The sequence below is a fragment of the Blastococcus sp. TF02A-26 genome (assembly GCF_003319125.1).
GTDB lineage: Bacteria > Actinomycetota > Actinomycetes > Mycobacteriales > Geodermatophilaceae > Trujillonella.
Genome location: NZ_QOHG01000024.1, coordinates 1 through 14,357, shown reverse-complemented (window position 1 = coordinate 14,357; position 14,357 = coordinate 1). Strand labels below are relative to the sequence as shown.

The following is a 14,357-nucleotide window of genomic DNA, read 5'->3' as shown; positions in this document are numbered from 1 at the left end:
CCCACGCGCGTGCCGGGACCGGTGGCGGGCAGAATGGCCTCCCGTGTCTGGCGCCAACGACCCCTACGACCCCAAGCAGGTCGCCGCGCTCTCCGCCGAGGCCCTCGACGCCGCGGTCGCCGCCGCGGCCGAGGCGTTCGGCGCCGCGGGCGATCTCGCCGAGCTGGCCGCCGTCCGCCCGGCCCACCTCGGCGACCGGGCGCCGGTGCTCCTGGCCCGCCGCGAGCTGGGTGCGCTGCCCCCGGCCGCGCGCTCGGACGCCGGCAAGCGGGTCAACGCCGCCCGCATCGCCGTCACCGAGGCCTACGAGCAGCGGCTGGCGCAGCTGGAGGCCGAGCGCGACGCCCGGGCGCTGGCCGAGGAACGGGTCGACGTCACCCTGCCCTGGGACCGCACCCCCCGCGGCGCCCGGCACCCGCTGACCACGCTGACCGAGCGGATCGCCGACGTCTTCGTCGGCATGGGCTACGAGGTCGCCGAGGGCCCCGAGCTCGAGGCGGAGTGGCTGAACTTCGACGCGCTCAACATCGGCCGCGACCACCCGGCGCGCACGATGATGGACACCTTCTTCGTCGCCCCGGAGGACTCCGGCCTGGTGCTGCGCACGCACACCAGCCCGGTCCAGGCCCGCACGATGCTGTCGCGCACGCCGCCGATCTACGTGGTCGCGCCCGGGCGGGTCTACCGGACCGACGAGCTCGACGCGACGCACACGCCGGTCTTCCACCAGGTCGAGGGCCTGGCGATCGACCGCGGTCTGACGATGGCGCACCTGCGCGGCACGCTGGACCACCTGGCCCGCTCCCTGTTCGGCGCCGACGCGATCACCCGCTGGCGGCCGTCCTACTTCCCGTTCACCGAGCCCTCGGCGGAGTTCGACGTCTGGTTCCCCGAGCACCGCGACGGCCCGCGCTGGGTCGAGTGGGGTGGCTGCGGGATGGTCAACCCGCGGGTGCTGGTCGCCTGCGGCGTCGACCCCGAGGAGTACAGCGGCTTCGCCTTCGGCATGGGCATCGAGCGGGCCCTGCAGTTCCGCTCGGGCGTCGGCGACATGCGCGACATCGTCGAGGGCGACGTCCGGTTCACGAGTGCGTTCGGAGTGGAGCTGTGAGAGTCCCGATCGGCTGGCTGGCCGAGTACGTCGACGTCCCCGCCGGGACGACGGTCGAGGAGCTCGACACCGCCTTCGTCCGGCTCGGCCTCGAGGTGGAGGAGATCCACCGCCCGGAGCCGGTGACCGGCCCGCTGGTGGTCGGCCGGGTGCTGGAGATCGAGGAGCTGACCGGTTTCAAGAAGCCGATCCGCTACACGCAGGTGGACGTGGGGGAGGCGGAGCCGCGCGGCATCGTCTGCGGCGCGCGCAACTTCGCCGCGGGCGACTCCGTGGTGGTCGCGCTCCCCGGCGCCGTGCTGCCCGGCGGTTTCGCGATCGCCGCCCGGAAGACCTACGACCACGTCTCCGACGGGATGATCTGCTCGGTCCGCGAGCTGGGCGTGGGCGAGGACCACGCCGGGATCCTCGTGCTGGGGGGCCGCGACGACGACGGAGTCCCGGCCCCCGGCACGCCCGCCGGACCGCTCGTCGGGCTGGACGACGTCGTCATCGAGCTCGCCGTCACCCCCGACCGCGGCTACTGCCTCTCCATGCGCGGCATCGCCCGCGAGATGGGCACCGGCCTGGCCGTCTCGTGGCGCGACGCGGGGGAGCTCGACCTGCCCGACTGGTCGGGCGAGCCGGCCTGGCAGGTGCGGGTCGACGACGCCGAGCGCTGCGACCGCTTCTCGATGATCGCGCTGGAGGGCGTGGACCCGACCGCGCCGACCCCGTGGTGGATGCGCCGCCGGCTCGCGCAGTCCGGGATCCGGAGCATCTCGCTGGCCGTCGACGTCACCAACTACGTGATGCTCGAACTGGGCCAGCCGATGCACGCCTTCGACCGTGACGCGGTGAGCGGCCCGATCGTCGTCCGCCGGGCGACGGCGGGGGAGCGGCTGACCACCCTCGACGGCACCGACCGCGCGCTGGACGCCGACGACCTGCTGATCACCGACGACACCGGTCCGATCGGGCTGGCTGCCGTCATGGGCGGCGCGTCCACCGAGATCGGCGACGAGACGCGCAACGTCCTGCTCGAGGCCGCGCACTGGGAGCCGACCGGGGTGGCGCGCACCGCCCGTCGGCACCGGCTGCCCAGCGAGGCCGCCAAGCGGTTCGAGCGCGGCGTCGACCCCGAGATGACGACGGCGGCGCTGGCCCGCGCCGCGGCGCTGCTCGCCGAGTACGGCGGCGCCCGGGTGGTGGGTTCGCCGGTCGACGTCGACACCCGCGGTGCACGCCCGGTCATCGAGCTCGACTCCGGGAAGCCCGCCCGGGTGGCCGGCGTCCCGTACAGCGACGCGCAGGTGGTCGAGCTGCTGACCGCGGTCGGCTGCGCGGTCGAGGGCACCGAGGGGCCGCTCCGTGTCACCCCGCCGTCCTGGCGCCCGGACCTCACCGACCCGGCCGACCTCGTCGAGGAGGTCGTCCGCCTCGCCGGCATCGACGACATCCCGTCCGTGCTGCCGACCGCGCCGCCCGGCCGCGGGCTGACCGAGGCACAGCGCCGTCGCCGCGCGATCGGCCGCGCCCTGGCCGAGGCCGGCTACGTCGAGGCGCCGTCCTACCCGTTCGTCGGGGAGAAGGCTCTGGACGCCCTCGGACTCGCGGCCGACGACGAGCGCCGTCAGGTGGTCGTCGTGCGCAACCCGCTGTCGGAGGAGGAGCCGGCGCTGCGGACGACGCTGCTGCCGGGCCTGCTCGCGACGCTGGCCCGCAACCTCTCCCGCGGGCAGCGGGACCTGGCGCTGTTCGAGCACGGCTCGGTGTTCCCCGGCGGGAACCGCACCCCTGCTCCGCTGCCGGGTGTCGACGCCCGTCCGGACGACGCGACGCTCGCTGCGCTGCTGGGCGCGGTGCCGGAGCAGCCGTGGCACGTCGCCGTGGCGCTCACCGGTGCCCGCGAGCCGCGCGGCTGGTGGGGTCCGGGCCGGCCGGCCGAGTGGGCCGACGCGGTCGAGGCCGCCCGCCGGGTCGCCGCGGCCGCGGGGGTCCCGCTGACCGTGCGCGCCGGCGACCGCGCGCCCTGGCACCCCGGCCGCTGCGCCGAGCTGCTGGTGGGGGACGTCGTGGTCGGGCACGCCGGCGAGCTGCACCCGCGGGTGTGCGCGGCGCTGGAGCTGCCGGCCCGGACGTCGGTCATGGAGCTCGACGTCGACGCGCTGCCCGCCGCCGCGGTGCCGGTCGGCCCGTCGATCTCGGCCTTCCCACCGGTGCTGCTCGACCTGGCGTTCGTCGTCGCCACGGAGGTGGCCGCCGCCGACGTCGAGGCCGCGCTGCGGTCCGGTGCCGGGGAGCTGCTGGAGTCGGTGCGGCTCTTCGACGTCTACACCGGCACGCCGATCCCGGAGGGGCAGAAGTCCCTGGCCTACGCCCTCACCCTGCGGGCGCCGGACCGGACCCTCACCGGCGAGGAGGCCGCCGAGGTGCGGCAGCGCGCGGTGGCGACGGTGACCGAGCGGACGGGCGCCGCACTCCGTGGGTGACCTGAGCGGCGTCGCCCTGGTCACCGGTGCGGGGTCGGGCATCGGCCGGGCCATCGCCGAGGGCCTGGCCGCCCGCGGCATGGCGGTGGCCGGCCTGGCACGGGGCGAGGCCCGGCTGCGGGAGGCGATGGACGAGATCGCCACCGCGACCGGTGCGCGCACCCTCGCGGTGACCGCCGACGTGACCGACCGGGCGCAGGTGGAGACCGCGGTCGAGGAGATCACCGAGGAGCTGGGCCGGGTCGACCTGCTGGTCAACAACGCCGGCCGGGTCGACGCGGCGGAGGAGCCCCTCTGGGAGACCGATCCCGACCAGTGGTGGGACGTCGTGTCCAGCCACGTCCGCGGCGGCTTCCTGCTCTGCCGCGCCGTCGTGCCGTGGATGGTCCTGCGCAACCGCGGCCGGATCGTGAACCTCGCCAGCGGGATGAGCCTGCGCGCCCGTCCGGAGTACTCCGCCTACTCGGTGGCCAAGACCGGCCTGATGCGGATGACCGAGGCGCTGGCCGGCGCGCTCGAGGGCACCGACGTGCGTGCCTTCGACGTCGCCCCCGGTCTGGTCCGGACCCCGATGACCGAGGCGATGCCCATGTGGCGCGGCGTCACGGACTGGACGCCGCCGGACCGCGTCGTCGCGATGGTCGGCGCGATCGCCGCCGGGGAGCTCGACGCCTGGTCGGGCCGCTTCCTGCACGTGAACAACGACCCGATCGAGGAGCTGCGCGCCCGGGTGCCGGAGGGCGACGGCCGGCGGCTGCGGCTGCGCCCCTACGGGGACGACGACCCGCTCGGCTGACCTGCGAGCCCACTCGGTTCTGCCTAGGGTCGCGATCATGCTGCAGCCACCGGCCATGGCCGAGATCTCCGACGAGGACCTCAACCGCGAGCTCGCCCACCTCTACGAGAAGCGGCACGACATCCTCCGCACCGGCTCGGCCGACGCGTGGGCCAACCACCGCGAGCGGACCGACCAGCTCGAGGCCGAGTACCTCCGCCGCTTCTCCCGCGGTGTCTCCGACGCCGAGGCGAAGCTCGCCACCTACGGCGCCTGAGCCCCCCGAGGCATGGGTACCGATATCCCCGTCCGCCGCACTCGTGGCGCAGGTATCGGTACCCATGCCTGGGGGCTCCGCGTCAGGCCCCGGTCCGCAAACCCGGATGAACGGTCATGCATGACCGTGTATGGTCATGCATCGTGAGTACATCGCGGACGTGGACGGTCGGGGTCACCGGCGCCACCGGGTACGCGGGAGGAGAGGTGTGCCGGCTGCTGGCCGGGCACCCGAACCTCCGGCTGACCGGGGTGCACGCGGCATCGAGCGCCGGCCGACGCCTGGGTGAGCTCCAGCCGCACCTGCTGCCCTACGCCGACCTCGAGGTGCAGCCCAGCGGCGTCGAGGACCTCGCCGGCTACGACGTCGTCGTCCTCGCGCTGCCGCACGGGCAGTCCGCCGAGATCGCCGCGCAGCTGCCGGCCGACACGCTGGTCATCGACTGCGGCGCCGACCACCGGCTCAACGACCCCGCCGCCTGGACCCGCTGGTACGGCTCCGAGCACGCCGGCTCCTGGCCCTACGGCCTCCCGGAGCTGCCCGGCCAGCGGGAGCAGCTCACCGGGGCGCGACGGATCGCCGTCCCCGGGTGCTACCCGACCTCCGTCACCCTCGCGATGGCCCCGGCGCTGGCCGCCGGGCTGGTCGAGCCCGAGGTGGTCGTGGTCGCGGCCAGCGGCACCAGCGGCGCCGGCAAGTCGGCCAAGCCGCACCTCCTCGGCAGCGAGGTCATGGGCTCGGTCAGCGCCTACGGCGTCGGCGGCGTCCACCGGCACACCCCGGAGATGGCGCAGACGCTGTCCCAGGCCGCCGGCGCGCCGGTGTCGATCAGCTTCACCCCGACGCTGGTGCCGATGAGCCGGGGCATCCTCGCCACCTGCTCGGCCAGGCTCGTGCCCGGCATCGACGCGGACGCCGCCCGGGCCGCCTACGCGAAGGCCTACGCCGACGAGCCGTTCGTGCACCTGCTCCCCGAGGGCCAGTGGCCGACGACGGCGCAGGTGCTCGGCGCCAACACCGTCGCCCTGCAGGTCGCGGTCGACCCCGACGCCGGCCGGCTGGTCGTCGTCGCCGCGGTCGACAACCTCACCAAGGGCACCGGGGGAGCGGCGATCCAGTGCGCCAACCTCGCCCTCGGCCTGCCCGAGACCACCGGGCTCCCGCTCGTGGGGGTCGCGCCGTGACCGTCACCCGCCCGCAGGGCTTCCGGGCCGCCGGCGTCGCCGCCGGCCTCAAGTCGACCGGTGCCGCCGACGTCGCGCTGGTCGTCAACGATGGGCCGGACGACGCCGCGGCCGCCGTCTTCACCACCAACCGCTTCCCGGCCGCGCCCGTGGTGTGGAGCCGGCAGGTGCTCTCCACCGGCCGGCTCAGGGCCGTCGTCCTCAACTCCGGCGGCGCCAACGCCTGCACCGGGCCCGAGGGGTTCCAGGACACGCACGCCACCGCGGAGCACACCGCGGCGGCGCTGGGCCTCGGCGCGATCGACGTCGCAGTCGCGAGCACCGGCCTGATCGGCATGCGGCTGCCCATGGAGAAGCTGACCGCCGGGGTCACCGCGGCCGCCCAGGGCCTGAGCGCCGACGGCGGCCCCGACGCCGCCCGCGCGATCATGACCACCGACTCGGTGCCCAAGACCGCGGTGCAGGAGCGCGGTGGCTGGACCGTCGGCGGGATGGCCAAGGGCGCGGGCATGCTGGCGCCGAGCCTGGCCACGATGCTCGTCGTCCTCACCACCGACGCGGTCGTGCCGGCGGAGGTCCTGCAGCCGGCGCTGCGGACGGCGACGGGCCTGAGCTTCGAGCGGGTCGACTCCGACGGCTGCCTGTCGACCAACGACACCGTGATCGTCATGGCCAACGGCGCGAGCGGGGTGACCCCGTCCGCCGAGGAGTTCACCGAAGCGCTGACCGCGGTCTGCACCGACCTCGCGATGCAACTGCTGGCCGACGCCGAGGGGTCGACCAAGGACATCGCGATCACCGTCCGCAACGCGGCGAGCGTGCAGGACGCGCTCACCGCCGGCCGGGCCTGCGCGCGCAACAACCTGCTCAAGACCGCGCTGTTCGGCAACGACCCCAACTGGGGCCGGGTGCTCGCCGCGATCGGCACCACCGACGCGGCTTTCGCGGCCGACCAGGTGGACGTGACGATCAACGGCGTCACCGTCTGCCGGGGCGGCTCGATCGGCGACCCCCGCGAGGGCGTCGACCTCACCGGCCGGGCCATCACGATCGACGTCGATCTCCGGGCCGGCGCCGAGCAGGCCACGATCTGGACCAACGACCTGTCCATCGCCTACGTGCACGAGAACTCGGCGTACTCCACATGAGCGAGCACCAGGACCCGACGCCGCCCGACGTCCGCGTCGACGAGCACCCGCCCGACGTCGGGGTCGTCCGCCGGCGGATCGGCACCACCCGCAAGATGCGGACCTACGACCCGGCCGGCGACGCCGCCAAGGTCGCCGTCCTCACCGGGGCGCTGCCGTGGCTCAAGGAGTTCCACGGCAACGTCGTGGTCATCAAGTACGGCGGCCACGCGATGGTCGACGAGGAGTGCCGCCGCGCCTTCGCCGACGACATGGTGTTCCTGCGGACCTGCGGGATCCTGCCCGTCGTCGTCCACGGCGGCGGCCCGCAGATCAGCGAGATGCTCGGCCGGCTCGGCATCACCAGCGAGTTCCGCGGCGGCCTGCGGGTGACCACCGAGGAGACGATCGACGTCGTGCGGATGGTGCTCACCGGCCAGGTCACCCCCGAGGTCGTCGGCCTGATCAACCAGCACGGCCCGCTGGCCGTGGGCCTGTCCGGCGAGGACGGCGGCCTGTTCCGCGCCGAGCGGACGACGGCCGTGGTGGACGGCGAGCCGGTGGACGTCGGCCTCGTCGGCGACGTCGCCGAGGTCGACCCCACGCCGGTCCAGGCGCTGCTGGAGCGCGGGCACATCCCGGTCATCGCGACCGTCGCCCCCGACGCCGACGGCGTGGTGCACAACGTCAACGCCGACACCGCCGCGGCCGCGGTGGCCGTCGCGCTCGGCGCGGTGAAGCTCGTCGTCCTCACCGACGTCGAGGGCCTCTACGCCGACTGGCCCGACCGCGGCTCGCTGGTGCAGCAGATCGACGCCGCCGAGCTGGCCGAGATCCTCCCGGACCTGGACTCCGGGATGGTCCCGAAGATGGCCGCCTGCCTGCGGGCGGTCAACGGCGGGGTGAAGCGGGCGACCGTCGTCGACGGCCGCACCCCGCACGCCCTGCTGCTGGAGATGTTCACGAGCGAAGGCACCGGGACGATGGTCGTCCCCGCCCCGACCACCGGAGAGGAGCCAGCACCATGACCCGCACCGAGGAGCTGGCCGGCCGCTGGTCGGCCGTGATGATGGGCAACTACAAGACCCCGCCGGTCGCGCTGGCCCGGGGCGAGGGCGCGACGGCCTGGGACGTCGACGGCCGCGAGTACACCGACCTGCTCGGCGGCATCGCGACGACGATCCTCGGCCACGCGCACCCGAAGGTCGTCGAGGCGATCACGAAGCAGGCGCAGACCCTCGGGCACGTCTCCAACCTGGCCATGCACGAGCCGGGGGTGCTGCTCGCCGAGCGGCTCCTGGAGCTGGCCGGGCGGCCCGGACGGGTCTTCTTCTGCAACTCCGGCGCCGAGGCCAACGAGGCCGCCTTCAAGATCAGCCGGCTGACCGGGCGCACCGAGGTCATCACCGCCGAGGGCGCCTTCCACGGCCGGACGATGGGCGCCCTCGCGCTGACCGGCCAGCCGTCGAAGGCCGCGGCGTTCGCCCCGCTGCCCGGCGGCGTCCGGTACGTGCCCTACGGCGACGCAGACGCGCTGACCGGCACCGTCTCCGACGCCACCGCGATGGTGCTGCTCGAGCCGATGCTGGGCGAGGGCGGCGTGCAGCCCCCGCCGGCCGGCTACCTCGCCTCCGCCGCCTCGGCCGCGGCCGGCGCCGGCGCGCTGTTCGCCCTCGACGAGGTGCAGACCGGCATCGGCCGCACCGGGCACTGGTTCGCCCACCAGGCCGAGGGCCTGCACCCCGACGTCGTCACCCTGGCCAAGGCGCTCGGCGGCGGGCTGCCGATCGGCGCCACCCTGGCCTTCGGCGACGCCGCGGAGCTGATGACCGCCGGCGCGCACGGCTCGACGTTCGGGGGCAACCCGATCGCCGCGGCGGCCGCGCTCGCGGTGCTCGACACCATCCGCGACGAGGGGCTGCTGGAGCGGGCCAAGGAGCTCGAGCACCGGTTCACCGCCGGCATCGAGGGCCTCGGGCACGCGTCGGTGTCCGGGGTCCGGGGGAGGGGCGCGCTGCTGGGCGTCGTCCTCACCTCGCCGGTGGCCGCGGCGGTGGAGGCCTCGCTGCGCGAGGCCGGGTTCCTCGTGAACGCCGTCGCGCCCGACGTCATCCGGCTCGCGCCCTCGCTGGTCGTGACCGACGAGCAGGTCGACGCCTTCGTCGCCGCCCTGCCGGCGGCGCTGGACACGGCGGCGCAGTCGTGACGCGCCACTTCCTCCGGGACGACGACCTCTCGCCCGCCGAGCAGGCCGAGGTCCTCGCCCTGGCCGCCGAGCTCAAGCGGACCCGGCACACCGAGGCCGCGCCGGTTCCGCTGCGTGCGCCGAACGGGGTGCCGCGCGCCGTGGCGGTGCTCTTCGACAAGCCCTCCACCCGCACCCGCGTCTCCTTCTCGGTCGGTGTCGCCGAGCTCGGCGGGTACCCGCTGGTCATCGACGCCGCCGCCAGCCAGCTCGGGCGCGGCGAGCCGATCGACGACACCGCGCGTGTCCTGGACCGGCAGGTCTCGGCCATCGTCTGGCGGACGTTCGGCCAGGACCGGATCGAGGCCATGGCCGCGGCCAGCAGCGTGCCGGTGGTCAACGCGCTCACCGACGAGTTCCACCCCTGCCAGATCCTGGCCGACCTGCAGACGGTCGCCGAGCACAAGGGCGAGCTCGCCGGCCTGACGATGAGCTACCTCGGCGACGGTGCCAACAACATGGCGCACTCGTACCTGCTGGGCGGCGCGACCGCCGGCATGCACGTGCGGATCGGCTCCCCGGCGGAGTTCCAGCCCGACCCGTCGGTGCTGAAGCGCGCCGAGGAGATCGCCGCGGAGACCGGCGGCTCGGTGTTGTGGACCGCGGACCCCGCGGCCGCCGCCGACGGCGCCGACGTCCTGGTCACCGACACCTGGGTGTCGATGGGCCAGGAGTCGGAGTACGAGGAGCGGATCGCGCCGTTCCTGCCCTACGCCGTCGACGAGGCGGCACTGGCCCGTGCGGCCGCGGACGCGGTGGTGCTGCACTGCCTGCCCGCCTACCGCGGCAAGGAGATCGCCGCCGCGGTCATCGACGGGCCGCAGAGCGTCGTCTGGGACGAGGCGGAGAACCGGCTGCACGCGCAGAAGGCGGTCCTCGTCTGGCTGATGGAGCGATCGCGGCGATGACCGGTGCGCTGAGCCGCAGCGCCCGCCAGGCGCGGATCCGGGAGGTGATCGAGTCCCAGGCCGTCACCTCGCAGACCCAGCTGGCGGCGCTGCTGGCCGGATCGGGCATCGAGGTCACCCAGGCGACGCTTTCGCGGGACCTCGAGGAGCTCGGCGCGGTCAAGATGCGCGGTGCCGACGGCGCCCCGGCCAGCTACGTCCTCCCTCCGGAGAACGCACCGCTGCGCCCGGCGCAGAGCGCACCGGCCCGGCTCACCCGGCTGCTGGCCGACCTGCTCACCAGCGCCGAGGGCAGCGCCAACCTCGCCGTCCTGCGGACGCCGCCGGGCGCCGCGCAGTTCCTCGCGTCCGCCCTGGACAAGGTCGGGCTCCCCGACGTCCTGGGCACCATCGCCGGGGACGACACTGTCGCGGTGATCTCCCGCCAGCCCGACGGGGGCCCGGCCCTGGCCGAGAAGCTGGCGGCCCTCGCCCGGCGCACCCCGCCCGTCTACCCCGAACTGAACGCCGATCTGGAGGAACCGACCCCGTGACCGCCGAGACGCCTTCCCAGACGCGGCTGTGGGGCGGACGCTTCGGCGGCGGTCCGTCGCCGGCGATGGCAGCGCTGAGCAAGTCGACGCACTTCGACTGGACGCTCGCGCCCTTCGACCTCGCCTGCTCCCGCGCGCACGCCCGCGTGCTGCACCGAGGCGGCCTGCTCAGCGACGACGAGCTCGACCGCATGATCGGCGCGCTGACCGAGCTCTCGGCCGAGGTCGCGGCCGGCACGTTCGGGCCCCAGGAGTCCGACGAGGACGTGCACGAGGCGCTGGAGCGGGGCCTCACCGAGAAGCTCGGCGCCCTCGGCGGGAAGCTGCGCGCCGGCCGGAGCCGCAACGACCAGATCGCCACGGACCTGCGGCTGTACCTGCGCCACCACGTCCGCGCCCTGGTCGGCGAGCTGGCCTCGCTGGAGTACGCGCTGGTCGGGCTGGCCGAGCGGTATCAGGACGTCGCCGCCCCGGGCATGACCCACCTCCAGCACGCGCAGCCGATCCTCATCGCCCACCAGTTGCTGGCCCACGCGCACGCGATCGCCCGCGACGTCGACCGGCTGCAGGACTGGGACCGCCGCACGGCCGTCAGCCCCTACGGCTCGGGTGCGCTCGCCGGCTCCTCGCTGCCCCTGGACCCCGACGCCGTCGCCGCCGAGCTCGGCTTCGACCGCGCGTCGGACAACTCCATCGACGGGGTCAGCGACCGCGACTTCGCCGCCGAGTTCTGCTTCGCCGCGGCGCTGCTCGGCGTGCACCTCTCCCGGCTGGGGGAGGAGGTCGTGCTCTGGACCTCGACGGAGTTCGGCTGGGCCCGCCTCGACGACGCCTGGGCGACCGGGTCGTCGATCATGCCGCAGAAGAAGAACCCCGACATCGCCGAGCTGGCGCGCGGCAAGTCCGGTCGCTTCGTCGGGAACCTCACCGGCCTGCTCACCATGCTGAAGGGCCTGCCGCTGGCCTACGACCGGGACCTGCAGGAGGACAAGGAGCCGGTCTTCGACTCCATGGAGCAGCTGCTCCTGCTCCTCCCCGCGGTCACCGGGATGGTCGCCACCCTGACGCTGCGGCCGGAGGTGCTCGAGGCGGCCGCCCCGCAGGGGTTCGCGCTGGCCACCGACGTCGCCGAGTGGCTGGTCCGCGCGGGCGTGCCGTTCCGGTCCGCGCACGAGATCTCCGGTGAGATGGTCGCCTTCTGCGAGTCGGCCGGTCTCGAGCTCGACGAGCTCGACGACGACCAGCTGGCCGGGATCGACGAGCGGCTCACCCCCGAGGTCCGCTCGGTGCTGTCGGTCCGTGGCGCGCTCGCCGCCCGCCGGGCCCGCGGTGGGACGGCGCCCCAGCGGGTGGCCGGCCAGCTCGCGCAGCTGGCCGAGCTGGCCCGGCAGCACGCGGAGTGGTCGACGTCGTCCCCGGTGGCCGCGGCTCTCTGACCGTGGAGCCCGGGCCCCTGCTGACCGCCGAGCAGCTGCTCGGGCCGGTCGACGTCGTGGCGCCGGCGCTGCTCGGCTGCTGGGTGGTGACCGACCGCCCGGAGGGCCGCGTCGCGCTGCGGCTCACCGAGGTCGAGGCGTACTCGGGCGCGGGGGAGGACCCCGCCTCGCACGCCCACCGCGGGCCCACCCCGCGGGCGGCGATCATGTTCGGTCCGCCGGGGCGGCTGTACGTCTACTTCAGCTACGGCGTGCACTGGTGCGCCAACGTGGTGGTCGGTCCGGAGGGCCGCGGCTCCGCGGTGCTGCTGCGGGCCGGCGAGGTGGTGGTGGGGGAGTCCGTCGCCTCCGCCCGCCGTCCGGCCGCCCGTGCTGCCCGGGACCTCGCCCGCGGGCCGGCCCGGCTCACCCAGGCGCTGGCCATCGGCCCCGACGACCGGGGCGCGGACCTGCTCGACCCCGGGTCCCCGGTCCGGCTGCACAACGGTGCCCCGCCCGCCGCGGTCGCGGCCGGCCCGCGGGTGGGGATCAGCCTCGCGACCGAGCTGCCCTGGCGCTTCTGGGACCCCGCGTCGGACACGGTGAGCCCCTTCCGCGCGGGCGGCAGGAAGGCGCGGCGGGCCACCGGGCAGGATTGAGCCGTGACCGACGTGATCGACGAGCTGCACCGGCGAGGGCTGATCGCCCAGACCACCGACGAGGAGGCGCTGCGCGCGCACCTGGCCGCCGGACCGATCACCTACTACTGCGGCTTCGACCCGACCGCACCGAGCCTGCACGTGGGGCACCTCGTGCAGTTCATGGTGCTGCGGGCGCTTCAGCGCGCCGGTCACCAGCCGATCGTGCTGGTGGGCGGCGCCACCGGGTTGATCGGCGACCCGCGGCCGACGGCGGAGCGACAGCTCAACGAGCGGTCCACCGTCGCCGAGTGGGTGGAGAGCATCCGCCGGCAGGTCGCGCCCTTCCTCGACGTCCCCGCCTCGCGCGACGGACTCCGCGCGCCGATCTACGTCGACAACCTGGACTGGACGTCGGAGCTGTCGGCGATCGACTTCCTCCGGGACCTCGGGAAGCACTTCCGGGTCGGCCGCATGCTGGCCAAGGAGGCCGTCTCGGCCCGGCTCAACTCCGAGGCCGGGATCAGCTACACCGAGTTCAGCTACCAGATCCTGCAGGCCAACGACTTCCGCGAGCTCTTCCGCCGGCACGGCTGCACGCTGCAGAGCGGCGGCTCCGACCAGTGGGGCAACCTCACCGCCGGCATCGACCTGGTGCGCCGGACCGAGGGCGCGTCGGTGCACGCCCTGTCGACCCAGCTGGTGAACAAGTCCGACGGGCAGAAGTTCGGCAAGAGCGAGGGCGGCACCGTCTGGCTCGACGCCGGGCTGACGTCGCCCTACGCGTTCTTCCAGTTCTGGTTGAACGCCGACGACGCCGACGCGCTGACCTGGCTGCCGCTGTTCTCCGAGCGGCCGGCCGACGAGGTGGCCGCCCTCGTGGCGGAGAGCACGGAGCGGCCGGCGTCCCGGGCGGCCCAGCGGGCGCTGGCCGAGGAGCTCACCCTCCTGGTGCACGGTCCCGAGCAGCTGCGCCAGGCCGAGGCAGCCGGGCGCGCGCTGTTCGGCCGCGACGACCTGTCGGCGCTCGGTCCGGAGACCCTGGGCGCCGCTCTGCAGGAGGCCGGCAGCGTCACCGTGGACGGTGAGGTGCCATCGATCGCCCAGCTGCTCCAGCTCACCGGTCTGGCGGCCAGCCTGTCGGACGCGCGGCGGACGGTGAAGGAAGGCGGCGCCTACATGAACAACGAGCGGGTCACCGACGCCGAGGCGGTGCCGGGGGAGGACGCGTGGCTCCCCGGCGGGTGGCTCGTCCTGCGCCGGGGCAAGCGCGCCGTGGCCGGCGTGCAGCGTGCCCAGCGCACGCCCTGAGGACCCCGGAGACGCGTGAACGCGAGGTGACGCGCCGGTTCCGGCCGGGTGTCGACCGTCACCTCCCGACGGGTTTGACACGGCCTCCGACAGGCGCGTAACTTTCTCTCTGCGCCGCGCGGGACCCCGGGAGGGGCCGCGAGGGGGAGGGCCCGGAAGGGCCGCCTCCGGAGCGGCGTAGGGTAGGACAAAGCCGCAGTTGACGAAGGCTCCTGCAGAAGGGGCCTGGTTCTTCGCGCGTCCGTTCCTTGAGAACTCAACAGCGTGCCGAAAGTCAGTGCCAAGTAATACCCCGTGTGCTGCGGATCTTCGGGTTCGTGGTGCTGGGATTCCTTTGGTTGATTGATATCGCGAGTGTCAGC

13 protein-coding genes are annotated in these 14,357 nt (G+C 74.6%); all 13 read left to right on the top strand.

Annotated features, from left to right (window positions below):
• Positions 1 to 43: 43 nt before the first annotated feature.
• The 13 genes from pheS (at position 44) to tyrS (ending at position 13,995) form a co-directional block, all read left to right on the top strand.
• Complete coding sequence (gene pheS / locus DQ240_RS20650; protein WP_113841598.1) at positions 44 to 1,111, top strand: phenylalanine--tRNA ligase subunit alpha; 1,068 nt, start codon at positions 44 to 46, stop codon at positions 1,109 to 1,111.
• The gene (gene pheT, locus DQ240_RS20645) at positions 1,108 to 3,582 is read left to right on the top strand and encodes a phenylalanine--tRNA ligase subunit beta (protein WP_113841597.1); all 2,475 of its coding nucleotides are present in this window, start codon (positions 1,108 to 1,110) and stop codon (positions 3,580 to 3,582) included. The genes pheS and pheT overlap by 4 nt, the downstream gene beginning before the upstream one ends.
• Positions 3,575 to 4,378, top strand: coding sequence for an SDR family NAD(P)-dependent oxidoreductase (locus tag DQ240_RS20640; RefSeq protein WP_113841596.1), 804 nt, complete (start codon positions 3,575 to 3,577; stop codon positions 4,376 to 4,378). Before pheT ends, DQ240_RS20640 begins: the two co-directional genes overlap by 8 nt.
• Positions 4,379 to 4,415: 37 nt before the next feature.
• Positions 4,416 to 4,634, top strand: coding sequence for a DUF6158 family protein (locus DQ240_RS20635; protein ID WP_199589436.1), 219 nt, complete (start codon positions 4,416 to 4,418; stop codon positions 4,632 to 4,634).
• 143 nt (positions 4,635 to 4,777) lie between these two features.
• On the top strand, positions 4,778 to 5,818 hold the full coding sequence (gene argC, locus DQ240_RS20630) for an N-acetyl-gamma-glutamyl-phosphate reductase (RefSeq protein WP_233498864.1): 1,041 nt from the start codon (positions 4,778 to 4,780) through the stop codon (positions 5,816 to 5,818).
• Positions 5,815 to 6,966: a bifunctional glutamate N-acetyltransferase/amino-acid acetyltransferase ArgJ gene (gene argJ, locus DQ240_RS20625; RefSeq protein WP_113841593.1), complete on the top strand. Its 1,152-nt coding sequence runs from the start codon at positions 5,815 to 5,817 to the stop codon at positions 6,964 to 6,966. The genes argC and argJ overlap by 4 nt, the downstream gene beginning before the upstream one ends.
• Positions 6,963 to 7,973: an acetylglutamate kinase gene (argB, locus tag DQ240_RS20620; RefSeq protein ID WP_113841592.1), complete on the top strand. Its 1,011-nt coding sequence runs from the start codon at positions 6,963 to 6,965 to the stop codon at positions 7,971 to 7,973. Before argJ ends, argB begins: the two co-directional genes overlap by 4 nt.
• A complete protein-coding gene (locus tag DQ240_RS20615; protein ID WP_113841591.1) occupies positions 7,970 to 9,151 on the top strand; it encodes an acetylornithine transaminase in 1,182 nt (393 codons plus the stop codon). Before argB ends, DQ240_RS20615 begins: the two co-directional genes overlap by 4 nt.
• Positions 9,148 to 10,098, top strand: a complete 951-nt coding sequence (gene argF / locus DQ240_RS20610) for an ornithine carbamoyltransferase (RefSeq protein WP_113841590.1) — start codon at positions 9,148 to 9,150, stop codon at positions 10,096 to 10,098. Before DQ240_RS20615 ends, argF begins: the two co-directional genes overlap by 4 nt.
• Complete coding sequence (locus tag DQ240_RS20605) at positions 10,095 to 10,631, top strand: arginine repressor (RefSeq protein WP_113841589.1); 537 nt, start codon at positions 10,095 to 10,097, stop codon at positions 10,629 to 10,631. Before argF ends, DQ240_RS20605 begins: the two co-directional genes overlap by 4 nt.
• Positions 10,628 to 12,067: an argininosuccinate lyase gene (argH, locus tag DQ240_RS20600; protein ID WP_113841588.1), complete on the top strand. Its 1,440-nt coding sequence runs from the start codon at positions 10,628 to 10,630 to the stop codon at positions 12,065 to 12,067. The genes DQ240_RS20605 and argH overlap by 4 nt, the downstream gene beginning before the upstream one ends.
• A gap of 2 nt (positions 12,068 to 12,069) precedes the next feature.
• Complete coding sequence (locus tag DQ240_RS20595; protein WP_113841636.1) at positions 12,070 to 12,705, top strand: DNA-3-methyladenine glycosylase; 636 nt, start codon at positions 12,070 to 12,072, stop codon at positions 12,703 to 12,705.
• A 3-nt stretch (positions 12,706 to 12,708) separates the two neighbouring features.
• Positions 12,709 to 13,995, top strand: coding sequence for a tyrosine--tRNA ligase (gene tyrS / locus DQ240_RS20590; RefSeq protein WP_113841587.1), 1,287 nt, complete (start codon positions 12,709 to 12,711; stop codon positions 13,993 to 13,995).
• Positions 13,996 to 14,357: the final 362 nt, after the last annotated feature.